The organism is Candidatus Limnocylindrales bacterium (genome assembly GCA_035571835.1).
In the GTDB taxonomy this organism is placed as follows: Bacteria; Desulfobacterota; Binatia; order UBA1149; family CAITLU01; genus DATNBU01.
This window is the reverse complement of the sequence record DATNBU010000011.1, coordinates 27,055-50,541: the sequence shown is the minus strand read 5'-3', so window position 1 is coordinate 50,541 and position 23,487 is coordinate 27,055. Positions and strand designations below refer to the sequence as shown.

The following is a 23,487-nucleotide window of genomic DNA, read 5'->3' as shown; positions in this document are numbered from 1 at the left end:
CTTGCCCGGAGTTTCGTCATTGGACGAAGTCGTTATCGCGATCGAACGGGACGGCGGCGTGATCGGCGAGTACGCGTTGGCGTGCGACGATCGAGTCGCCATGGCTCATTTCGATTTCCGCAGCGTGTCGACCAACTCGAGCGCATGTTGTTCCCGGTAGCGTCCGTGCCCGCCGTCGAGGATGGATCTTTCGAGACCCGACAGAACCTGGCGTGTCGCGGCGCCCCGCCGAGACGCAGGAATTCGTGACAGCAATTGCGCGGATTCGTAACGGACCGCACCTGCAGATGTCCTGTCCGGGATGCGTTTGGCGACCTCGGCGAGCTGTCTGACGACATCGAGCCGTAGCCGGCGCGGCCGATGATACAAAAGGATGTGGGCCATCTGCGGAGATTTCAGGATCGCGCTCGCATTCTCGTACTCCTTCATGCCGGGCCGCGCCGGTTTCACGTTCAACGTTTCGATGTTCGACCAGAGAACCTCGCGCGGCCCGACGCGGTAGCTGGCCCGGATGCGATATATGCCGGGCGTCTTGAACGTGTAGCCGGCTGCCCCCGCGAACAGCGTGACATCGCGGACAAAATCGCGTCCCGGGGCGACCACGACTTTCGCGGGGTTCGAGCAGTATCGTACGGGAGGTCGATAATACGATCGGCGTCCGTCCGGCTCCTCGAGCCAGATTCGCAGACGTTCGTAGCCCGGATCTATCTGGTCCGGAATTCTTCGCACGCGGGCTCCTCGCTTCGCGGAAATGCGCAGATCCAGTTCCAGCGGCTCGAAGTACCACATCTCCTGACGATCCAGTGCGATATGAAGACGCAGATCGTTCTTTGCCGGCTCGCGTGGATTGTTTTCAACGGCTCCCCAGGAAGATGTTCCCTTGCCCCAGCCGTCCGGACGCGTGTCGAACGGGGTGCCGCCCGGTAGCACGTACGGCAAAACATCGTCGTGTCCGCCCGCGAGCCTCAGGTAGCTCTCGTGATCCGGATGAAAGTTCCATGCATTCAGATCAAAGACCTTCTTGCCGCTCGACATCATGAAATTCGGGGCATACTCCGGCTTCTCTGCGTGCCAGAGATTGAAGCAGTGACCGAGCTCGTGAATGGCGGTGAAAGCCATTTCGTCTGCTTGCGCCTGTGGTCCTTCACTCTTTCGCCACGAACGAATCGAGTCCAGGAACACTGCTGCGCCTTCCCTGTAAAACTCTCCGGCAAAGGGAGCGATGTCGAACATCAGTCCCAGCACCGTCTTGCTGTATGTGTACGTGTCGGCGAGCACCAATCCTACCCGTCGCCGGCTTCGCGACGACGGCTGACCGGGAAAGAGCGAAGTCAGCGAGGCTTGAAGCGTCGGGATGTCAGACGGTTCATTGTTCGGTCGGTTTCCCGACGCCAGATTCGAATACGAGAGGTCGAACCTCAGCGGGCGCGTTCCACCATCGCTGGCTCCGCGCATGAGGCTTTCCTCGATCCGGATACCCCCGAGCTGAAGAGGAAGACTCGGAAGCACCGACGTCGGTCGCAGCGCACCGACGTAGCCTTCGATCCTCGCCACTACTTCACGTCCAACGTGACGGTGAGTAAGACAGGGGCAGCTCCCGCTGTCGCCGTCACGTTGAAACGATACTGGTAGACGCCGGTCGGCAACCCGGAGTCGAGCGTCAGGATCAAGTGATCCGCGGCGCCGGTTTTCACGACGAGCCCTTTTGCCCGCGCCGTGTGCTCAATGCCGGTTTGCGTGTCCCGTAAATCCTGCGTCGTCGCGGCAGCGACCTTCGCGCTCAGCTCGATCTCGGCAGTGAAGTCACCAGAAGCAGGCTTTTTGATCGTGATGCGGGCTTTGTCAGTCGGAACCACGACAGCAGTATCGGTCGTTGCCGCCGGTTTGGTGCCGGCGATCGGCGTGCGAAGCTGGAAATCGCCCGCTTCGGTTCTTGCCGGTTTCAGACTCGGACGACCGTCCTTGTCGACGTGAAGCACGAGCAGCATCGGTGCAGGTGCTTTCGAGAACCGGTCGAGCGCCGCCTTACCCGCAGCATCGTTCGATACGTTGGCCAAATCGTTCAGTACGGCTGTTGCATCGTTGCCGGTGAGCAGGGCGAGCTTGGCCTTAGCTTTCGCAAGCGCGACTTTCGCTTCCTTCTCCTCCTTGGATCCCAATCCATACTCCTTGAGTGTCTTGTCGTACGCCGCCTGGGCCACCACCACATCCATTTTCGCGGCTGCAATGGCCGAATCCTTCGAGTCTTCTGCTGTCCGGCTTGCCTTGATGGCCTCCGAGGCGAGACCGCCGGCAGAGGCGAGTGTCTGTCCGAGGACCGCCGTCGAATCGGGATTCCATCGTACTTGCGTCAGCACTCCATTCTTCGTCTCGACGTTCAAACTGTAGGCGGCGAACAGGGCGTCACCGTCGATCGCGAAAGTGTTGGCTGGATCCGGAAGATCGCTACGTTCGACCGAAATCCCACCCTCGCCGGTCGGCGTGACCACGAATGCGACGACGGGAAGTGCGAAGCGCTGGCCGACTGGCCCATGGGAATGTCGAGAGGCGTCGGTGGAAACCCGCTCCACGCGAACGCAAGTGCACCCACACAGGAAGATGCCAAGACTGAGAAGGCTCATAGATACTCGCATCGAATTCCTCCTCAGTAGACTTCGACTAGGAAATCGGATTGCTCGCCGACAAACGTCACGATGGTCGCGTCGCCCGGGTTCGACGGTGCTTGAACGTCGATCCGGTAGATACTGGGCGCGGGAACGGAGGTCACGGTTTCTTCTCCGCGGCTGGCGCTGACGTCGTTGGCGACCATTGACGTGGCCGCCTTCTCGGCGGCTTTGAGAATGAACGACGGAACGGCGGTGGTATCCGCTTTCATCTCGGTCGCCGTGAGAACGCCGCCGTCGAGCTTGAGCAGCGATTCGACCGAGGCGAACCACGCGCGCGGGCGCGCCTCCATCTTGAACCGCGGATCCATCATGTACAGGAACGAGGATTTCACCGCGCCCTTGCCGTCCGGGTAGAGCAGCAGGTACCAAGAGCCAAGGTAGTAAGGGATGCCCTGGACTTGATCGAAGCTGTCGACCGGATGGTGTTTCACCTGGGCGCAGCCGGACCAGCCACAAAGCGTGACCGCGAGCAGCAGGATCCCGGCCTTCGTCAGTATGAATCGCATAAATCTCCTCCGCAGCACGGCTCGACTCCAATGTCGGAATTCGAGACTATGGCGTCTCATAGAGACCGTTCCGCACTGTGACTAGCGCCGCGGGAACGATGCAGTGACTGTGCTCACAGGCCGCTCGTGGCGAGAGCCGGCTACGTTGGGAAGCTGAGAGTCGGAACGTTTCCGCGAGCTGTCGTCCGGCCGGTGCGCAGATGCAGGCAGGAATCGAGACTCTCGGCCGCGGGCCGCGAAGCGCGCTGCCGATTCGACGGTCAAGTTGCCAAAGCCCGCGAGCTATTCCGAAAGACTTGTCTTCGGAGAGAGACGTTGTGCACGTCGAAGCGGTCCGAGTTCGGGCCACCAGTTAGCCAGACGTGCCCGAATGACATCGAGCACCATCGAACCCGGACCACCCGCCGCAAGAATCGCTTCGGGGGCGGCTTTGAATGCGTAATGCGTCATCGTATCCGCGTCGGTCCCGATCACCTTTGTAACAACTACTGGGTCAGGACTCGTATCGCCCGACGTATCCAGGTCGAAGATATAGAGCCACGCGCGTGGCTCTACAGGAGACGTGGGATGTACGAGTCGAAAAGTGCCGTCATCTACGGGCACGAGTACCGGCGCACCCAGGTGACGTTGCCAGCTATCCCAGACCGCCTGTGGAATCGCCAAGGCCGCACCCGCGCACGCACCGTTTCCGGCAAGCCGGAACTTTAGAAGCATCTGATAGAGCGTTCGCTTGAAGACGTTCGCGATATTCGGTCCCTCAATTTTCTTGCAAAGCCATCCGACATTCGCGCGTACATTCTGGTGAAACGCTTCGGCATGGAGCCGGAGAGCGTCGTCGAGGTCTTTCACGACATGACTGTAGCTTCCATGAAAATCCATCGTCTGGACTTCCAGAATTGCGTACTGTCCGACAGTCGGGGCCATCGGCCCGGGCACCAAGTTTACCAAGGTCACGTCAAACGACAGCTCCGGCGATCCCGGACTCGCGATTAAGGAGACTTCTCCCCCGAGCTTGTCCTGCATGTAGACAAATACTGCTTCCCCGCGCGCCAAAGCGTCGAGTAGCTCCGCGCGTACCTCACGGCGGGCTAGCGTCGTAGCCGGACGGATCATCACCCGCATTTCTGGAGAGATATCAAAAAGCCGACGCACGGCGTTCTCGACGAGATTCGGGTCAAGTGCTCTGTAAGGACAGACAAGCCAGTCTTGCCTTGTGCCATTGCTCGTGGAGCTGATTGTGCACACTCCCGCTGACCGCGGCGCCTTGACGCAGGCACAAGTCGATTCGATCGCTGCGGAGAGGAAAGGGCACCGGCGGTTTTGTTGATCCGAAAGTGCTTCCGGCGTCGCCGCGACCGTCGGATAAACTCGCCGGCCAAACCACTCAGCCACGACATTGTTGGGAACTCGCGGGTTAGGGGCGACGGGCATTTCGCACTCTCGCACTCGGTTTTTTGGCGACGATGGATTCCCGCGCCGCTTTTACGAAGTGTTTGGCAACGTCGAAGCCGATCGCTCGCCGCCCGCTTTCCGCGGCCACGACGAGAGTTCGACCCGTCCCGCAAAAAGGATCGAGGACAACTCCATTCGGCGGACACGAGCTCAGAATACGTGGACGGATGAGATCCTCAGGGAACGTCGCTGAATGTCCGTCCTGCCCAGGCCGAACGGGGACCTCGACTACATCATGGGCGCGTGGCTCAACGGCTGCCAAGTCATAGAAATATCGAGCTCGTCCCAGTTTCGGGCGCAAGACAAAATGGAAGAAATGCTCGTGCGATAGCCGAAGTCTGTCTTTCTCGGGTCGAGGCGGCACGTTCGGCTTAAACCAAATAACGTCATTACGAAGAATCCAGCGACGAGACTGCATCGCAATCGCGAACCGCGCCGGTACCATCAGCAACTGTTTTTCTTGCCGATAGTCGCCCATGGGTGTCCGACGACGTGTCCGTGGATTGTTTCCCAACCCTTGGCGGCCGTTCTCGCGAATACTCGCCCAGCGAGCGAAATAGGTATCCCCGATGTTCACCCAAACGCTAGCCGTAGATTTCAGTCGCGACCGACACTTGTCGAGGATCTCAACTAGATGCGCAACGTACCAATCAGGAAACGGCTCTAGCCCGAGTATCCCGCCCGCCCCGCGATACCAGTCGTATGGAGGTGCTTGCTCGGGCTGACCACCCGCGCACTTCCATTCGCTCAAGACAGACCAATTGTGGTCTGCCCCGTAACTACGCTGCCCCCAATACGGCGGACTCGTAATGAGCAGATCAATGCTGCTCGGATCGAGGGTATCGAGTAGATCGTAGGCATCTCCAAGCTCGACCCGGACATCGCACGCCGATTTGTCGGCCGCAGCGCGAGGCGCAGCCTTGGTCCTTTGGCTACTGGCACGCGCTACAGCGCCTGAACGCGGAGAAACTCTGCCCGTCTTAGTGCGAGCGGCCGGTGGGCTCTCGGAGTGACTCGCATCTGTCCCGCGTTGAAGCATTGAACTCCTGTTGCCCATCGCCATTGGAGATTCCCGCTGCCGGCCGATGGATTCCAGGCTCAGGCACGTACACGAGTCCTTCTAGCCGATCACCTGGTCTTCCCGCCAACCAGCCATCGACGGCTGCGCGCGGATCGCCCCACTCTGCGCGCCCGAACCTAACCCTGACGCCCAGCCATCGAAACGTCGGCCACTGTGCAGATTTGTGCCGAGCGCCTTCGGGAAACGGTCTACGATGTTCCTAGCGCGATCCGGTTGCAGCCGCAGAGCGACGCGACCCGAGCTCTCTTTTTTACCGGTTCCGTAAAGTCCCAAAAGACTGCGGGCCGGACCGCCGCGCTAACGGGAAATCACTCCCAAAACCTGCGCGCACACTCGCACGACTGTGAGCGCCGGTCCCCAAGTCACTCTCGCAGAGATTTGGCGCCCCCTCCCCTCGCGACCGCGAAATTCTGTCATTTTTGTCTCGATTACGACGCTCCACGAGAATGAATCGTGGCAGTTTTGGCGGTCGATCAGTTTCGTGAATCGACCTGGTTTCCGGTTCGGCGCTCCCGGCGAGCTGCGATGCGGAGTTGTGTCCGTCCGCCGACGTATTTCGCGAGTTTCGCGACCCGTAAAAAACGGCGCACCACTCCGCGTGATCTGTGCCGCACGTTCCCAATGCGAACGATTGTCCCGCGAGACTGGAAGGAAAACTCCATGTCACGATAGAGCGATAGTCGAACCGCGCCCCGTCGTAACCCCAGCGTAACCCCGGAATCGAAGCGATCCGCGGATGCGCGCTAAGTCTTTGATTTTCATGGAGCTGACGCCCGGACTCGAACCGGGGACCTGCTGATTACGAATCAGCTGCTCTACCAACTGAGCTACGTCAGCGTACCGAAGGACAACTCGCGCCCGGCGGACAGAATCCGACAGAGCCACGAGAAACGCCGAAGCGGGGCGGCCCCAACCCGGCAGCCGCGCGTTATAGCCCAGGACGCCTCCCGAGCAACGTTTCCCCATTCCAGGCGGATCAAGCGCCGCCTCGCTCCGCACTCCCCTCCCCGTATAGTCGCCGCGTTTGAGCGAAACCTCCCGACCCGCCGGCCGCGTCGCCGTCCTCGGCGCCAGCGGCTATGTCGGCGGCCGACTGCTGCGTCCGCTGCTCAACGCGGGATTCGCGGTGCGCGCGATCGCACGCCGGCCCGAGTATCTGGTCGCCCGCGTCCCGTCCGGCGTCGAAGTCGTCCGCGGCGATGCATTCGACCGCGCGTCGCTCGTCGCCGCGTTGAAACACTGCGAGTTCGCGTACTACCTCGTCCATTCAATGTCCTCGTCGGGCTCGTTCGAGGAACAGGACCGCGAGGCGGCGACCAGCTTTGCATCTGCAGCAGCCGAGGCCGGCGTGCGCCGCATCGTTTACCTCGGCGGCCTCGGCGACGACTCCGCGGAGCTTTCCACGCACCTTCGTAGCCGGCACGAAACGGGTCGCATCCTTCGCGAGAGTCCCGTGCCGACGATCGAGTTTCGCGCGTCGGTCGTGATCGGGTCGGGAAGCCTCTCGTTCGAAATGGTGCGCGCGCTGACCGAGCGGCTGCCGGTGATGATCACGCCGCGCTGGGTTCGCGTGCCGGCGCAGCCGATCGCGATCGCCGACCTCATCTCCTACCTGGTCACCGCCCTGACGGTTCCCGCCGAGACGAGCCGCATCTTCGAGATCGGCGGAGCCGACGTCGTCTCGTACGGCGGCATCATGCAGGAGTACGCACGCCAGCGCGGACTTCGCCGCGCGATGATTCCGTTCCCACTTCTCACGCCCTGGCTGTCGAGCCTGTGGCTCGGCTTCGTGACGCCGCTTTACGCACGCATCGGCCGCAAGCTCATCGAGAGCATCGTGCATCCGACGATCGTTCGCGATGATTCAGCGACGCGCGTCTTCGGAATCAAACCAATGGGGCTCGAGCAGGCCATTTCGTCGGCCCTCGTCAACGAGGACAACGAGCTCGCGGAAACCCGCTGGTCGGACGCGCTATCGGCAGTCGGCCGGCCGACCGATCCCGGCAGCGTCCCCGTCGGTAACCGGCTGATCGATTCCAGAACCGCGTTCGTTCCTGTGCCGCCGGCCGCGGCGTTCGCGCCAATTCGCCGCATCGGCGGAGCGCGCGGCTGGTATCACGCGAACTGGCTGTGGCGGATTCGCGGCATACTCGACATGTGGATGGGCGGCGTCGGCATGCGACGCGGCCGCCGCGATCCGGAAAAGCTTCGCGCAGGAGATGCGCTCGACTGGTGGCGCGTCGAAGCGTTCGAGCCCGATCGCCGCCTGGTGCTGTACGCGGAAATGAAAGTGCCCGGCCGCGCGTGGCTCGAGTTCGAGGTGACGCCGGCCGAAGGCGGATCGATCATTCGCCAGACGGCGATGTTCGACCCGGCGGGGCTTGCGGGACTCGCGTACTGGTACGGCGTCTATCCACTGCACGCGATCGTCTTCCAGGGCATGCTCGACTCGATCGCCGAGCGGGCGAGCGAGGAGGCGGCGATCAGAGTACGACGTTAGCAATTAGAAGTCGCCACCCGTTCCGGTGCCTGTCTGGAAGATATGATGATATTCGCGCAATCACTGGAAACGTCTCGCGGACGATCTCAGGCGCCATCTGCGCCTTCGACCGGCCGTTGATGCAGCTGAGACTGTTTATGGAATGAAATACGCAGTCCGTGGTACGCTTCGGGGACCGTCAGGAATCGTTCGGGAGGTCGTCTCGGTCTGGATCATACTCAAAGGAGAAGACTTCCCGCGATTGGTTAGCGCATATCCGGGAGAACCGTCATGAAATACCGAGAACTCGATATCGTTGTTTTGCGACGAGACATCCCGGAGCACCGTCTGAAGGCAGGCGATCACGGGACAATTGTGTTCGTCTACGAACCGGATGGCGTCGAAGTCGAGTTCGTTCTGCCGTCGGGTGAAACCCGTGCAGTTCTTACCCTTAACATTTCCGACGTTGCCGCCCATCCGTCCGGAGCCGAAGCACGCGACTGAACGCCGCGGGCGTCTCGAGACCGCGGCCCGGAATGCGGCTGTCGTGATGCGCGCCGCGAGAGCGGCTAGAAATCGTTCCGATCCACCACATCAATCACCAGCCGCGTGGTGTTGTTCGACGGATCCGAATCTCCATACCCGTTCGCCGTGATCAGCGCCGTGCACCGCCGCGGAGACTCGTCGCTCGGACTGTCGAACACCTCCGCGCGAACGACGAGGCCGAGCGTTCCTTTCGCACGCCGTCCGCGGCGCAGCATCATCCGCGACTGATGCCCGGCAAGCCGCTTGTCGAAGTCGATGTAGCCGACGGTCCCCGGCGGGCAGTCGCCGTCGCTCACGCTCACGGTCACCTCGAGATCGCCGGCGGTGTCCGGAAGATCGCGCGACCGGCGCACGACCGGCTTGATCTGTTTGGTGACGACGGTCTGCCCGTTCGGAATCTTGATCGTGATCGGGTCCATGCTGTCGATGAAGAACTCGTCTTCGTCCGAGTGCACGGGGTCATCGGTGTCGGTCACGTCGAGATGCACCGACGCAACGTTGTTGTCGGGCGTCGGATCGTCGGATGCGCCGCTCGCTTCCTCGGCTGTGAACCACAGCGTGCAGCGCGTCGGGATCTTGTGGTCGAACGGCGTGAATGCGTCGCGTGAAACCGTGACTTCCGCGATCGCAGTCGACGGCACGCCTCCCTCGACTACGGTCGTATCCTGCACGCCCGCCACGCCGCGATCGAAATCCGGCTGGCCGGCGGTTCCCGGCGGACAATCCCCGTCGGACGCCGTCAGGCGAATCGTGTGTCCGGGCGACTCGCGCTCGGGAGTCACGTCCGCGTTCTGAACCTGCACGACGACGTTCGACGGGAACGGAGAGTTTCCGACGGGGATCGACAGCTCGATCGGATCGACCGCGAATACGACACTGTCGTGCACGGCGCGCAGCGTGCAATCCGGATTGCATCCGGCGTCTTCGCCTTCGGGCGCACCGCCGCTGTCGCACTGCTCGTTCGCTTCGCGGCGGCCGTTGCCGCAGAACTCGATCAGGCAGTTCTTGTCGCAGCCGTCGCCGCTCGTGCGGTTCGCGTCGTCGCACTCTTCCTCGCCGACCGCGATGCCGTTTCCACACGCGGAAAGCGTGCAGTTGGTGTCGCAGCCGTCGCCGGAGGTTTCGTTTCCGTCGTCGCAGGCCTCGCCGCCGGCGGCGATTCCGTTGCCGCAGCGCGAGACCGTGCAGTTGGCATCGCACCCGTCGCCGCTCGCCTGATCACCGTCGTCGCACGCTTCGCCGGCGCCGGCCGTCCCGTTGCCGCAACCGCTTGGACGGCAGTTCGCGTCGCAACCGTCGTCGTCGACCAGATTGCCGTCGTCGCACTGCTCAGCGCCGGCACGCACGCCGTTGCCGCACGCAGTCGGCGTGCAGTTCGAATCGCAGCCATCGCTGTCGGCACGATTGCCGTCGTCGCAGCCTTCTCCCGGCGAGACCACGCCATTGCCGCATGCCGGTAACGTACAGTTGGAATCGCAGCCATCGCCGTCGGTCGTGTTGCCGTCGTCGCACGCTTCGCACTGCGCATCCACGTTGCCGTCGCCGCACGAGCTGTTCTCGCCGCCGCACAGGCACACGACGTTCGCGTACGCCCTTGCGTTTCCGTACCACGCGTTCGCGAAGCAGCCGTCGCTGAGCGCCGCCGTACGGATCGAATCGGCGCGTGCGTCGGCAACGATGAAATCGGGGCCAAGCGGAGAATTCGACGCGTCGTACGCACGGGCGCGCGCCGGCAGGAAGACCTCGTTCGTCGTGTCGTATTCGGTCCAGACCAGCAGCAGATTGCCGCGCGAATCGTAGTCGGCGTCTACTTCGAGGTAGTAGCCGTCGGGCGCGGTTCTGGCGATCACTCTGTCGCCGAGCGGTGATCCGCTGGAAGAAAATTTGCGGAACCATGCTTCCGAGTGAGATCCCGCCGGCCCGCCATCGTTCCACGCGTGCCCGACGAAAGTGATTTCACCGGTGCTGCTCGCGATGACGTTGTCGACGAGGCCGGGCACATCGACAGAAAATTCGGCGGTCGCCGGCGTAAGATCCGCATTATAGATGCGCGCCCAGCTCCACTCGGTCATCCACATGTTGCTCCACGTCACGATGAAGCCGCCACCAGGGAGCGCTGCGATCCCGGTCTCGAACGAAGGCGAGTTGCTCGTAACGGCGATCGCCGACGACAACGCGTTTCCGAAGTTGTCGTACGCGCGGATGAACAGCCCGTTCTGCTTCCACAGATAAACCGGCCCGGCATCGCGATAGGCGACCGAATGCGCGATCATCGGACCGGTGTTCAGCGTGTCGATGCGACCTTCACCACCGACGCCGACGCCGGCTGCACTCAAACGTCGCGAGTACAGCGCGCGCGGCGAGCCGTCGTGCGAGTACATCCACGCGCCGATGAAACCGCCTCCCGCGTCCGCGGTGATCGTCGGGTAAAGTCCCCAGCCGCTGGTATCGATCCGCACGGGAGGAGCCTCGGCGACGCCGTCGCGAGAGAAGCGATGCGTGACGATCGCGTTCGAGGATCCGAGCGTGTTGTTGAATTCTCCCCAGACCACAGTGAAGCCGCCGTCGCTGCCCGGCGCGACATCGATCTCCTGGAGCCACGTGCAGAACGTCGGCGATCCCGCGGGAAAGCTCGGAACGGCGACGTATTGCGCGTAGCCTCGTGTAACCGGGACAATCGTCAGAACACCTCCGGCAACTGCGGACAGGATTCGTCTCATGATCGATCCCCTCTGCGGCGGCTATCATGCAGGGTCCGCGGAGGTCAAGACTGCAGCATAAACAGACGCGAACGACTCGCGCCCGGAGCCCCGGAAAGCGTGCGAGGCGGATCGTCTGCCGTTTCTCCAGGCCGATGACCGCGTCCGTGCACGGGAATCGATTCGTTCCGGCCGCCGTGAGGCCTATGGTGCGGCGCATGGCTGAAGAATCCCTGATTGCCGTCTTCGTCGACTTCGAGAACCTCGCGATCGGCTCGCGCGACATGCACGAAGGCGAGTTCCGCATCGATCTCGTCCACAAGCGGCTTCTCGAAAAAGGCCGCCTCGTCTTCAAGCGCGCGTACTGCGACTGGAACCGCTATCGCGGCGCCGTGCGCGGCTTCCACTCGCAGGGAATCGAGATGATCGACATCCCCTCGAACAAGCTGACGGGCAAGAACTCTGCCGACATCCGCATGGTCGTCGATGCGCTCGACCTCTGTTACTCGAAAGACCACATCGACGTGTTCGCGCTGCTGACCGGCGACAGCGACTTCTCGCCGCTCGTCAACAAGCTCAAGGAGAACAACAAGCGCGTGATCGGCTGCGGCGTGCGAAGCTCGACGTCGGAGCTTCTGGTCTCGAGCTGCGACGAGTTCATCTACTATGACGATCTCGTGCAGACCGCCGACAAGATCCGCACGGTCGCGTCGGCACGGCGCGCGTCGCGCTCTACCGGAGCGCGCACGCGCGGCCGCGCTTCGACAAAGACTGCGCCGGTCGCCAAGGAAAGCGCAGCGCCGCTGGCGGAGGTCGTCGTCGAAGCGGCGGCTGAGCCGGTCGTCGAAGCAAAACCGGCGAAACGTTCGCGCACGACGAAAGCTTCGACAAAGGCCACGTCCACGCGCACGGCGCGCGGGCGGCGCTCGAAGAAGTCCGTGGACGCGGAGGCCGAGGCGGTGACCGACACTCCCGTCGAGCCCGAGACGGAGACGACGACGACCGAAGCGGCTCACGACAACAGGGCCGAAGGCATCGACAAGCTGCTCGAGATCGTCACGTCGCTGTCGCAGGATTACGATCCGGTCTGGGGCTCGCTCGTGAAACAGACGCTGCGACGCGTGCATCCCGACTTTCGCGAAGAGCACTACGGCTACGCGAGCTTCGTCGAGATGCTGAAAGACGCCGAGGCCCGTAGCCTCGTCACGCTCGAATACGACCAGGCGCGCGGCAACTACAAGATCCGCATCAGGAGCTGACGCGGTGATTCGGCACTCGCGAGTGACGCGAAGTAAGTAGCCCGCGAGCGATTCGTCCCTTGACACACTGGGTGGCAACCCTCTAAGGGAGACGAGACCCGCGGCCTTCAGGAGGGCTTCCATGACAAACCGTCGCTGCGATCGGACTGTTACCCGTACCACTACATCGTTCGGAGCCATGGTTCTGGCGGTGCTTCTCTGCGCGGCGCCGGCGACCGTCGCCAGTGCCGATCAGCCGACCGGGACGATCTCGTGCTCCATCGCAAGCGGCGACGAGCATTCGTGGCCATATACCGGATTCGAGTTTCACCCGGGCCTCACGGGAATTCCGAAGACGCAGACGGCACGGGTGACCGACACGCAAAGCAGTTGCGATAACTCGGGCATAACCGGGGGCTCCGCGCCCATCACCGAGGTTTCGTTCCGGCTCACCGGCAAGCTGCGCGAAGCAACCTGCGCGTCGTTCTTCAGCAGCGCTTCGACGCTGGACAAAGGAAAGATCAAGATTCGCTGGGTCGGCCTGAACCCGGCTGGAAACCGGATGACAGTGGCGACAAGCAAAGCCACCGTGGCCAGCGCTTCGTACGATGACGGAACCGATACGATGACGATCGTCACCGATCCGATCGACACCGGCGCGTTCGTCGATCAGGTCGCGACTTTGCATCTCGCTTTCCAAGGTGACCTCGATCTCTATTCGAGCTGCATCGACGAAAACATGACCGTCCGTTACGCCATCTACGGCGGAGAGCTCTCGACGCTCGAAGTGCAGTAAACACGGTATAGCCGCGGATTTCCGATACGACCGGCCCGCGGCAACAGCAGGATGCGAATCAGCGGCTAAGGCTACGCTCAGCCGCCGAGCTTTCCGGCCGCGATCTCGAGCGTCGTCTCGAACGAACGCCGGTCGATCAGTGGATCGGCATGTCGGTGCAGGCGCAGCCAGCGTTCACCGTCCTTTCGAAACACCTGCGTCGTGCGCAGCACGAACGGTTGCGGCTCGGTCTTTCCTTCGAACAGCACCGTGTTGCGCTCGAGGAGCACGATCACGACGAGGTTGCCTTCGCGCATCACGCTCGCGACTTCCGATCTCCCGGTTCCGCCGCGGAATTTCGCCGAGATCGCTTCCTGCCGCCGCTCGAGCTCCGGACTGTTGCTCACGAGCTCGCCGCCGAACGGACCGAAGATCGTCATGTCGGCGCCCTGCACCATGACGTCGGTGCCCGGCTTCTCGGTTCTTCCGTGAATCCACGATTCACGCGCGCGGTCGAGCTCCTCAATGAGCCCGAGTATTTCCGGATCCTTGATGTCCATGACGTTATGCGAGCGCCGGCATCACCTTGTCCGCGAACATCCGCATGCTGCGCATCGCGTAGTCGTGCGGAACGCCGGCGAAACGGAAACACGCGTTGAAGAAATAGTCGCCGATCTTCTCGCCGCGCGCGCGAAGCTTGTCTGCGACCATCTCGGGCGTGCCCCACGCCTGGACGTCGATGTAGCTCTCGACGACGTGCTCGAGCCCGATGGCGCGCAGCATGTCGACGGCGCTGCCGTAGAGCTCGTAGCCTTTCGCGTTCTTCAGATGATCGCTCATCAGCTCGTAATGATTGAAGACCGTGACGAGGTAGCCGCCGATGTGTTTGCGCGCCATGTCTTTCGCGCGCTCGGGATCGTCGTCGCAGACGATCATGTCGGCGGTGACGACGGGAGGAATCGGCTTGCCGGCGTGCTGCTCGCGAAACAGCGTGCGGTAGCGGCCGACCGACTCGCGCGCGCTGTCCCACGACGCCTGCGAGAACATCGCCATGCCGGTGCCGATGCGCGCCGCGGCCTCGACCGAATCCGGTGACATCGCGATGCACCAGACCCGATCGCGAAACCCGGCGCGCGGGCGCGGCCGGATCTCGGTAGGCTCACGCGTGAACCACGGGCCTTTGCTTTCGAAGATGCCGGTGTCGAGCGCGCTCAGCACGCTGTCGGCCGCTTCGTCGAAGCGTCCGCGCGACGTGTCCATCTCGATGTTGAAGCCGAGGTATTCGCAGCGCGCGAGGCCCCGGCCCATTCCGAAGATCGCGCGCCCGCCGCTCAAATGGTCGAGCACCGAGAGCTTCTCGGCGACGCGCAGCGGATCGTTCCACGGAAGAATGACCGCGCCGGTCGCAAGACGGATGCGGCTCGTCTTGGCCGCGAGCCACGCCAGGTACTGGAGATTGTCGGGACACGCCGCGTAGTCGCGGAAGTGATGCTCGACGACCCACACCGAATGAAACCCGAGCTTCTCCGCCTCGAGCGCCATCTCGGTCTCCTGCTGCCAGACGACTTCGTCCGCATCGCGGCTCTCATAATTCTGAAAAATCTGAAGTACGCCGTAGTTCACAATCCCTCCATCAAGCAACTACGCAGCGCGCCGGGGGCGAGGGCGTGCGCGGACGCGCCTATGAGCGAAGCGAATCGAAGCGTACGCGCATGCCCCCGCCCCCGGCGCGCGTCGCTCGAGCGAATTCAATCCTCGACGAGAGAGTTCATGCGCTCCATCGCGGTCACGAACTCTTCGACCATCTCCGAGACGACGCGCCGGGCCGGCATCGGCGTATTCATCTGCCCGACGACCTGGCCGACGAAGTACGTCGCGAGCTGCTGCGCGCCGCTTCCTTCCTTGTGCGCGATGCGATGGATGCGGCGCTGCGCCTCGCCGATCAGCATGCTCTGAAGCGGCATCGGCAGCGGCTGCGGCGCATCGGGATCCTGCCACGCATCGGTCCATGCGCTGCGAAGCATGCGCGCGGGCTTTCCGGTGAGCGACTTCGAACGAAGCGTGTCGGCCGAGGTTGCCGCGAGAAACTTCTGCCGGATCACCGGCGACGTCTCGGCTTCGTTGGTCGTCAGCCATACCGAGCCGCACCAGACGCCTTCGGCGCCGAGCGCCATTGCGGCAGCCATCTGCCTGCCGTTGGCGATCCCGCCGGCCGCGAGCACCGGCACCGGCGCAACCGCATCGACGACCTGCGGAATCAGCACCATCGTCGCGATCTCGCCGGTGTGGCCTCCGCCTTCGGTTCCCTGCGCGATGATGATGTCGACGCCGGCTTCCTTGTGAGCGATCGCATGGTCGAGACGCCCGGCCAGCGCAGCAACCGGCACTCCGGCTTCGTGGCAGCGGTCGACGAGCCATCGCGGCGGGCTGCCGAGCGCAGAGGCGAGGAATGAAACCTTGTTGTCGAACGACACGTCGATCAGTGGGCCCATGCTTTTCGGATCGACACGCATGCGCGCCATGCCGCGCTCGCCGCTCGCCGGCTCGGGAAGACCGGGAATGTCGTAGCGCTCGAGCAGGCGCTCGAGCCACTCGCGGTGCTCGTCCGGCACCATCGATTTCAGCGATGCGGCGTCGAAGCCGCCTTCGCTTGCGCCGGCATACTTGCTCGGGATCAGCAGGTCGACGCCGAACGGTCGGCCTTTGACCTGCTCGCGAATCCACTTGAGATCGATGTCGAGTTGCTCGGGGGTATGCGCAACGGCTCCGAGCACGCCGAGACCGCCGGCATTGGATACTGCAGCGACGACGTCGCGGCAGTGCGTGAACGCGAAGATCGGGAAGTCGATTCCCAGCATCTTTGTAACGGCAGTTCGCATGGGGGTCCCTCGCGATGGAGCTTGTGTCGTGGTGCCGCAAACGCACCGGCAAGGAAAACTGCTCAGTACACGTAGGGAATGATGCGCCACGGCACGCGGCGGCAGTATTCGGTCCACAGGTCACCGTAGCGCGCGGCGCAGCGGCGGTCGTCGTCGGCCTGGCGCGGCAAAAGCAGCGCGACGTAATACAGCGGGTAGAGCCACGGCGTGAGCGCGAGCGGATAGCCGAGGCTCAGCGCGAGGCCGCAGGCCATCAGGATCTCGCCGAGATAATTGATGTGCCGCGACAGGCCCCAGAAACCTCCGGCCAGCACGTGCTTTCCGCCGCCGCTGATCGCGCGCGGATCGAGCACACCGAATGCCCGAGCCGACGGATCGCGCTTGAACCAGAACTTCTGCAGGTTCGCGCCGCGCGACAGCATCCAGCCGCTGAAGAAGATTCCCGCGTACAGCACGAGCAGCACAGGCGGCGTATGCGGGTTCGGCCATTCCGCGAGTCCCCACAGACCAACGGCATAGAAGAACGGATAGAACACCAGGCAGCCCCAGCCCAGCTTGAAGCCGACGCGCTCGGCCATGAAGTCGTACGTGTAGAGATGGACTTCCTCGAAGTTCAGATACTCGGCGACGAAGAAGCTGAACAGCGCTGCGTACAGAAACACGCCCGGCGACGGGTCATCCTGATGAAGCAGAACGTGGTGGGCGGCGAACGACAGCACGTTCTGCTCGAGCATGATCGCGCCTAGCAGATAGAGCACCATCTTCGCGTCGAGAAGCCCGCCGAACCACTGCGGGTTGGCGAGCCGGCCCTCGTAGAGCTGCGCTGCAAATGACTTGTCCGGATCAGGCGCGGCCGGAAGCACGATCGCGAGCGTGAAGATGAGGCCGACGAGGCACGCACCGGCCGCGAGCTCCCAGCGGTGCACGTAAAACGCATCCCACGCGAGGAAACCTCCCCAGCATGCGCCCGCCCACAGCACGATCGCGGCCGCGAGCACGCGAAGACCGTTCAGCCGGTAGCGGAGCTTCTCGCCGTTTTCGCCGGTCACGTAGCCGGTCACCCACCGGCCAGGCACGGCAATATGGAGGAGAAGGATCACTCCATAGATGAGGACCGGCCACAGGAACGGGGGCATGCCCCTCGATGTCGAACGGCGCGGGTCAGGTCAATCTCCAGCAATTCCGGCGCGTACCGAGGCCGTTACCAGAAAGTGCTTGCGTCACGGCTGAGACAGTGGTGAGACAACAGAACCGGCGACTTTCGCGAGTTCCGGAAAGAGGGGAGATGCTGAGGCACGCGGGGTCCGTGGCAGCAATGACGCTGGTTTTTCTGCTCGTCCCGGTGGCGATGATCACCGGTGCGGCAGGCCTGGCGACGGCTGAAATGGAACCACGCGATCCCAGCGTCGAAGCCCCGGATACCGCCGATCTCGGCAAGCCTCCGATCCTGTATCGCGACGAGCTCGAACAGCCCGACACGCTCGGAGTCGGCCGCGTCGCGCGCAACGTCTCCGAGCATCTTCCCGCACTCGACGCGCTCGCCTCGTGGTTCGCCAGCCGCATCGGCGGGCTGGGATACGCCAGGGCCCGCCCGGTCGTCGCTCGCGACAACGCCGAGATGATCGAGTTCCTTCGGCGAGGCATCGTCGACGTTGTCTCGGAGACCCCGCTTTCGGCGATTCATTTCGTCAAGGCTGCCGGCGCCACGATCCTGCTGCGCGAGAGTCGGGGCGGACGGGCGACGTACGACTCGGTCGTCTTCGTCCGGAAAGATTCCCCGATTCATACGCTCGCCGACCTTGGCTCGCATCGCGTCGCATTCGAAGACTCCGGCTCGACGACCGCGTTCCTGCTGCCGCTTGCCGGCATCAAGCGTACGGGTCTTGCAACGGTCGCACTCGCAACCCCGATGCAGGCCGCGCCGAAGGATGCGGCCGGATATTTCTTCGCACTCTCGGAGACGGCGATCGTTGCCGCCGTCGCTCGCGACGTCGCAGACGCCGGCGCGCTCAGCAGCGAGGAATGGAAGGCCGCCGAAGCCGCACAGCCCACAACCATTTCCGGCTTGCGTATCATCTACGAGTCGAACGAGATTCCGCGCGCGTTCGTGCTGACCGGGCCGACGGTCTCGGCCGAGCAGCGCGCGGGGCTCGGCAAGCTGCTGCTCGAGATGAACAGCGACGCCGACGGGCGCGAAACGCTCGATCGCTACAACAAGATCGACCGCCTGAGCGCGATCGATGCGGAGACTGAGCGGTCGATCGCCGATCTCGAAGAGACCTGGTCGCTCGTTCATGCGGAATTGTCCGGCGCCGTGCAGGGAGCCAACTGAATGCGGCTCCGCGGACAATACACGATGGTGATCGGAGGGCTCGTGTGCGCGAGCCTGCTCGTGCTCGGCGCGGCGCTGCTCGCCGAGCAGCGCCGCTACGCCGAGGAAATCAGCTCGGTTGCATCCTCGAACCTGAGCGACACGCTCGAACGCCAGATTGAGAAGCACGGCATCTCGCTCGCATCCGCGCTTGCCGAGCGTCTCGTCACGCCGCTGTATCACAACGACTACCGCCAGATCAGCCACGAAGCCGCCGAGCTGCGGAGCTATCCCGACGTGCTTACGGCATCGGTCGTCGACGGCAGGGGGATGCTGATTCGTGAAAGCGGCGTGCCGCCCGACGGCGATGACAGCCGGCAGGCTGTTCCGTGGGTGCGCGAGGCTCTCGAAACCGGAAAACCTTCGAGTCGGCGCGACGGCCGGACGCTGCGCGTGGCCGCTCCCGCGGTTCTCGAAAATCACGTGATCGGCGCCGCGCTGGTCGACCTTGCGATGGACGGAATCCGCAGCGACATCCAGCTCGAGCAGGCGCGTCTGGATGGACTCATCCGCAGCCAGTCGACGGCGTTCTCGCTGACGGGCATCGCGCTCGGCATCGTGCTCGTCACGGTTTCGGTGCTTTCGGCAATCGGGGTCGCGGGCGGCCTTTCGCGTCCGGTCGTCGCGTTCGCATCGCGCGCCCGACGCATCGGTCGCGGCGAGCTGGTGCAATCGGACGCGCTCGAGCGCCGCGACGAGATCGGCGATCTCTCGCGCGCGTTCGACGAAATGGCCGCAACGCTGCGCACGACGACGGTGTCCAAGGACTATTTCGACAACGTGCTGCGCTCGATGGCCGACATGCTGATCGCCACCGATGCCGAAGGCCGCGTCGTGACCGCCAATCCGCGCTGTCTTGAAGAGCTCGGCGCGAGTGAATCCGAGCTTCACGGAAAGCTCATCGAGACGTTGCTGCCCGATCTGCGGCGCGCGCCGGTCGGCCTGCCGCGCTACAGCGATTCTCCTCGCACGTTCGAGCTGTGCCGGCCGGATGGCGGCCACATTCCGGTGCGCGTGTCTGCAGCCCCGCTTCGTGAAGAGGGCGGCGTACCTACGGGTTACGTGTTCGTCATGGAAAACGTCACCGACCGCCTCGCAGCCGAAAGACAGATCGAGCGCTCGCTCGTGGAGAAAGAGATCCTGCTGCGCGAAATCCACCACCGCGTGAAGAACAACCTGCAGATCATCTCGTCGATGCTGAGCCTTCAGGGCGATCGCAGCCGCGACGACGACACGCGCGAAATCTTTCATGAAAGCGAAGTCCGGATCCGCGCCATGGCGCTCGTCCACGAGCAGCTCTACCGCTCGGGAGACCTCGCCCATGTCGATCTCGCGCGTTACCTCGACACGCTCGCGCAGCAGGTGATCCGCTATCTCGGCCACGGCGAGTGCCACGTCGACGTGCACGTCGACGAAAGCGTGCGCGAGGTGAGCGTCGACCAGGCAATTCCGATCGGTCTGATCGTCAACGAGCTGATCGCGAACTCGGTCAAACACGGTTTTACAGGCCAGCCGAAAGGCCTGATCACGGTGCGGCTGAGCGGCAACGCGCTCGCACGCAGGCTGCTGGTGACCGACAACGGAAGTGGTTTTCCGGCCGATCTCGACATCGAGACGTCCGACAGCCTGGGGCTGAAGCTCGTGCAGGCACTGACCGAGCAGCTCGGCGGGCACCTTACGATGGCAACCGACGGCGGCGCCAAGTGCATCGTCGACCTGCCGGCTCTCGCGCAGACCGCCGGCGTCGACGACGTTTCCATCGAAGACTCGGAAGCCGTCGCGCCGGGCCGTCCGCGCAAGGCGGTCGCATCATGATCGCGCGCAGCCCGAGCGTGGCGAGCATGGAAGGAGCCGGGTCATGAGCGAAGTACCTACGGCTACTCTTCCGGCACGCATCCTGATCGTCGAAGACGAAAGCATCGTCGCGTTCGACATCGCCACGCGGCTGCGGCGCCTCGGCCACGAAGTGGTGGGAACCGCGCGCAGCGGCGAAGCGGCTTTCCAGCTCGCGATCGAGCACAAACCCGACCTCGTGCTGATGGACGTGCGCATCGAGGGCGAGGAAGACGGCATCGAGCTCGCCAAGCGCATCCGCCGGGAACACGACATCCCGATCGTGTTCCTGACCGCGTACGCCGATCCGACCACGCTCGAGCGCGCGCGCAGCGCCGCACCGCTCGGTTATATCGTCAAGCCGTTCGACCAGCGCGACATCGAGGTCACCGTGCAGACCGCGCTCGGTCGCGGCGCAATCCATCGCAACCTGCAGCGCGCGCACGACGACCTGAAGGCCGTGCTCGATGCGCAGCGCCACGGCACGCTTCTCGTCGACGGCGAGAGCCGCGTCACGTTCGCGAGCCGTGCGGCGCTGTCGATGCTTGGCCTCGAGGAGGAGAGCGTGCTCGGCAGCAACTGGCAGGATGCGCTCGGACTCTCCAAGAGCGATCGCCAGCGTCTCGACAACGCCGTTCGCAATCCGGCGGGACATGCCGGAACGGTGCTGGTGCACATACCGCACGGTGCCGGCGTTCCGACGGCGGTCGAAGTCGAGGTGCGCGAAGACGTGCGCACGGCCGGCGGCAGGATGTTCTTCCTGTACGACGTGTCGCGCGTCGTGCACCTCGAGCGCATCCTCGACGAGCGCTCGCGCTTCAGCGACATCGTCGGCAACAGCGATCCGATGAAGCAGATCTTCCTGCAGATCCGCGACTACGGCGCTGTCGAAGTGCCGGTGCTCGTCGACGGCGAAACCGGTTCGGGCAAAGAGCTGGTTGCGCGCGCGATCCACCGCAGCAGCGTGCGCGCCGACGGAAATTTCGTCGCCGTCAACTGCGCGGGACTTTCCGACGAGCTCGCCTCGAGCCAGCTCTTCGGACACGCCCGCGGCGCGTTCACCGACGCGATCGGCGACTACGAGGGACTCTTCCGCGCAGCCAACGGCGGAACGCTGTTTCTCGACGAGATCGGCGAGCTGTCGGCGCGCGTGCAGGCGAGCCTGCTTCGCGTGCTCGACGAGCGGCTCGTCTATCCGGTCGGACGCACCAAGGGAGAGCCGGTCGACGTGCGCATCGTCGCCGCGACCAATCGCGACCTTGCCGAGGAGGTGAGGCTCGGACACTTCCGTGCCGATCTTTACTATCGCGTGCGCGCGGCGCGCATTACGCTTCCCCCGCTGCGCGACCGCAAGGAAGACATCGTGCACCTGGTGCGGCACTTCCTCGCCGCGCAGAGCGCCGTTACCGGCAAGACCGTACGCGGCGTCGGCAACGAAACGCTGCGGCTGCTTCACCTGTACGATTGGCCGGGCAACGTGCGCGAGCTTCGCAATGCGATCGCTGTGGCGGCGGCGCGCGCCCGCGGCGAGCTCATCCAGGCCGACGATCTTCCGGTCGAAGTGCTCGACGGTGCGGCTGCTGCCGCATCGCTGCCGCAGGGTCCGATGGCCTCGCGGCTCGAGGTGCTCGAAGCGCTGCACCGCGCGGGCGGCAACCGGTCGCAGGCCGCCAAGCTGCTCGGAGTGAGTCGCGCCACGTTCTACCGGCGGCTGACGGTGCTTGGGGTCCCGGGGTTTGGTGCCGACGATCCAGAGCACGGCGAGCAGCCGAAGGATGAATGACGGGCAGAAATCGACCGGCGCGATGCCGGCGATCGAGGCCCTCCGGGATTTTCAGACGGTGTCTCTACGGTGTCTCGCGGGACACGACAGAGACAGAATTGAAACAGTTCACTGAGACACGATTGCGGTAAAATTCCCGCATAGCTCGAAAAATCCTGAGCGACTTCATGTTGTTAAGAACTGTGCCGTGAACGCCGCCGGCTGGCACGAGCCGTGCTCTGATGGTGCCACGGGAGTTGAACCGACTGACCATCCCCCCCATCGGTGCAGCTCCTGCTCGAAGTCTGACCTCCCCCCCGAGACTTCGAGCGATTCGGACCCGACGTTCCACGGCCAGAGGAACGTCGGGTCTTTTTTTGTGATCTTTTCCGCGCCAGCGCCGCGCCTTCGGTTCAGCCGATCCCGGCGAGACCTGCTACGACGGCCGAGGTGACGGCTAGCCCATCGCCTTGGCCGACGCGGTCTTTGCCGCAGGCCGCGCCGAGCACTCCATCAGCCACTTCCCGAGCGACGGGAAACCGGACAGGTCGAGCCCTACGAGCGGACCCCACGAAAGAACCGACGCAAGATTCACGTCGGCGACACTGTACTGGTCGCCGAGCACGTACTTGCGGCCGGCCAGATGCCGGTCGAGCACACCGAGCGGGCCCTGGAGCTTTTCGACGGCCGCTTCGGCGACTTTGGGATTGCGCTGGTCGGCGGGCAGGAACATGCGGTGCATCAGCACTTCGATGAGCGGGTTCTCGACCTCGGTCATCGCCCAGAAGCTCCACTGTATGGCGTGCGCTTCGCCTTCAGCCGACTTCGGCTGCAGGCCCTTGTCGTACTTCTTCGCGAGATACAGGTTGATCGCCATCGACTCCCAGTACGGCGTCCCGTCGTCGACGAGCGTCGGAATGTGGCCATTCGGATTCAGCGCGAGATAGTCCGGCTTCTTCGTGTCGCCGTTCGCGAAGTGGGTCGGGACATTTTCATAAGGGACGCCGAGCTCCTCGAGCATCCAGATCGTGCGAAACGCCCGCGAGCCGGGCACGCCATACAACGTGATCATCGTAGTCCTCCTGAAACGGAAAATAGGGACAGGTACATTTAAAATTCGTCAGCAAATCCGGCGCAACCTGATGGGGACAGGTACATTTAAAACTCAGTAACAAGAAACCGCTGCTGCTGGTCTCCGAT

The 23,487-nt window shown here is 63.6% G+C and carries 17 protein-coding genes and 1 tRNA gene; 7 read left to right on the top strand and 11 right to left on the bottom strand.

Translation table 11 applies throughout. The annotated features are described in order from the left end of the window. Positions 1 to 105: 105 nt before the first annotated feature. The 5 genes from VN634_04210 to VN634_04190 form a co-directional block, all read right to left on the bottom strand. Positions 106 to 1,278 carry a hypothetical protein gene (locus VN634_04210; GenBank protein ID HXC50063.1) on the bottom strand — a complete coding sequence of 391 codons (1,173 nt, stop codon included), beginning with the start codon at positions 1,276 to 1,278 and terminating at the stop codon, positions 106 to 108. A gap of 275 nt (positions 1,279 to 1,553) precedes the next feature. Then, positions 1,554 to 2,621 carry a hypothetical protein gene (locus tag VN634_04205; GenBank protein HXC50062.1) on the bottom strand — a complete coding sequence of 356 codons (1,068 nt, stop codon included), beginning with the start codon at positions 2,619 to 2,621 and terminating at the stop codon, positions 1,554 to 1,556. Between the two features lie 23 nt (positions 2,622 to 2,644). After that, positions 2,645 to 3,190: a hypothetical protein gene (locus VN634_04200; GenBank protein ID HXC50061.1), complete on the bottom strand. Its 546-nt coding sequence runs from the start codon at positions 3,188 to 3,190 to the stop codon at positions 2,645 to 2,647. Positions 3,191 to 3,454: 264 nt separating this feature from the next. After that, a complete protein-coding gene (locus VN634_04195; protein ID HXC50060.1) occupies positions 3,455 to 4,603 on the bottom strand; it encodes a hypothetical protein in 1,149 nt (382 codons plus the stop codon). Positions 4,604 to 6,466: 1,863 nt separating this feature from the next. Then, positions 6,467 to 6,542, bottom strand: a tRNA-Thr gene (locus tag VN634_04190). Positions 6,543 to 6,729: 187 nt separating this feature from the next. Between VN634_04190 and VN634_04185 the strand changes: the two genes are divergently transcribed. Continuing rightward, complete coding sequence (locus VN634_04185) at positions 6,730 to 8,205, top strand: SDR family oxidoreductase (GenBank protein ID HXC50059.1); 1,476 nt, start codon at positions 6,730 to 6,732, stop codon at positions 8,203 to 8,205. A 270-nt stretch (positions 8,206 to 8,475) separates the two neighbouring features. Next, entirely contained in the window at positions 8,476 to 8,688 is a 213-nt protein-coding gene (locus VN634_04180) for a DUF4926 domain-containing protein (protein ID HXC50058.1), read from the top strand. A gap of 65 nt (positions 8,689 to 8,753) precedes the next feature. Here the strand turns inward: VN634_04180 and VN634_04175 are convergent, their stop codons facing one another. Further along, positions 8,754 to 11,450, bottom strand: a complete 2,697-nt coding sequence (locus tag VN634_04175; protein ID HXC50057.1) for a DUF4215 domain-containing protein — start codon at positions 11,448 to 11,450, stop codon at positions 8,754 to 8,756. 197 nt (positions 11,451 to 11,647) lie between these two features. On the opposite strand from VN634_04175, the gene VN634_04170 reads away from it, so the two are divergent. Continuing rightward, on the top strand, positions 11,648 to 12,688 hold the full coding sequence (locus VN634_04170; protein ID HXC50056.1) for an NYN domain-containing protein: 1,041 nt from the start codon (positions 11,648 to 11,650) through the stop codon (positions 12,686 to 12,688). 121 nt (positions 12,689 to 12,809) lie between these two features. Further along, on the top strand, positions 12,810 to 13,463 hold the full coding sequence (locus VN634_04165) for a hypothetical protein (GenBank protein HXC50055.1): 654 nt from the start codon (positions 12,810 to 12,812) through the stop codon (positions 13,461 to 13,463). Positions 13,464 to 13,540: 77 nt separating this feature from the next. Here VN634_04165 and VN634_04160 read toward each other — a convergent pair whose 3' ends face one another. The 4 genes from VN634_04160 to VN634_04145 all read right to left on the bottom strand — a co-directional run bounded on the left by VN634_04160 (position 13,541) and on the right by VN634_04145 (position 17,457). Further along, a complete protein-coding gene (locus VN634_04160; GenBank protein HXC50054.1) occupies positions 13,541 to 14,002 on the bottom strand; it encodes a nuclear transport factor 2 family protein in 462 nt (153 codons plus the stop codon). A gap of 4 nt (positions 14,003 to 14,006) precedes the next feature. Further along, a complete protein-coding gene (locus VN634_04155; GenBank protein ID HXC50053.1) occupies positions 14,007 to 15,065 on the bottom strand; it encodes an LLM class flavin-dependent oxidoreductase in 1,059 nt (352 codons plus the stop codon). 125 nt (positions 15,066 to 15,190) lie between these two features. Further along, on the bottom strand, positions 15,191 to 16,321 hold the full coding sequence (locus tag VN634_04150; GenBank protein HXC50052.1) for a nitronate monooxygenase: 1,131 nt from the start codon (positions 16,319 to 16,321) through the stop codon (positions 15,191 to 15,193). A 62-nt stretch (positions 16,322 to 16,383) separates the two neighbouring features. Beyond that, positions 16,384 to 17,457, bottom strand: coding sequence for a DUF1295 domain-containing protein (locus VN634_04145; GenBank protein HXC50051.1), 1,074 nt, complete (start codon positions 17,455 to 17,457; stop codon positions 16,384 to 16,386). Positions 17,458 to 17,636: 179 nt separating this feature from the next. Here VN634_04145 and VN634_04140 point away from each other — a divergent pair, with 179 nt between their 5' ends. Genes VN634_04140 through VN634_04130 form a run of 3 tightly spaced genes read left to right on the top strand, consistent with a single transcriptional unit; the run spans position 17,637 to position 22,308 of the window. After that, a complete protein-coding gene (locus VN634_04140; protein ID HXC50050.1) occupies positions 17,637 to 18,653 on the top strand; it encodes a phosphate/phosphite/phosphonate ABC transporter substrate-binding protein in 1,017 nt (338 codons plus the stop codon). After that, positions 18,654 to 20,507, top strand: coding sequence for a histidine kinase dimerization/phosphoacceptor domain -containing protein (locus tag VN634_04135; protein ID HXC50049.1), 1,854 nt, complete (start codon positions 18,654 to 18,656; stop codon positions 20,505 to 20,507). It abuts the gene before it with no gap. A 43-nt stretch (positions 20,508 to 20,550) separates the two neighbouring features. Beyond that, on the top strand, positions 20,551 to 22,308 hold the full coding sequence (locus VN634_04130; protein HXC50048.1) for a sigma 54-interacting transcriptional regulator: 1,758 nt from the start codon (positions 20,551 to 20,553) through the stop codon (positions 22,306 to 22,308). Positions 22,309 to 22,744: 436 nt separating this feature from the next. Here VN634_04130 and VN634_04125 read toward each other — a convergent pair whose 3' ends face one another. Beyond that, positions 22,745 to 23,359 carry a glutathione S-transferase family protein gene (locus tag VN634_04125; GenBank protein ID HXC50047.1) on the bottom strand — a complete coding sequence of 205 codons (615 nt, stop codon included), beginning with the start codon at positions 23,357 to 23,359 and terminating at the stop codon, positions 22,745 to 22,747. Positions 23,360 to 23,487 lie beyond the last annotated feature (128 nt).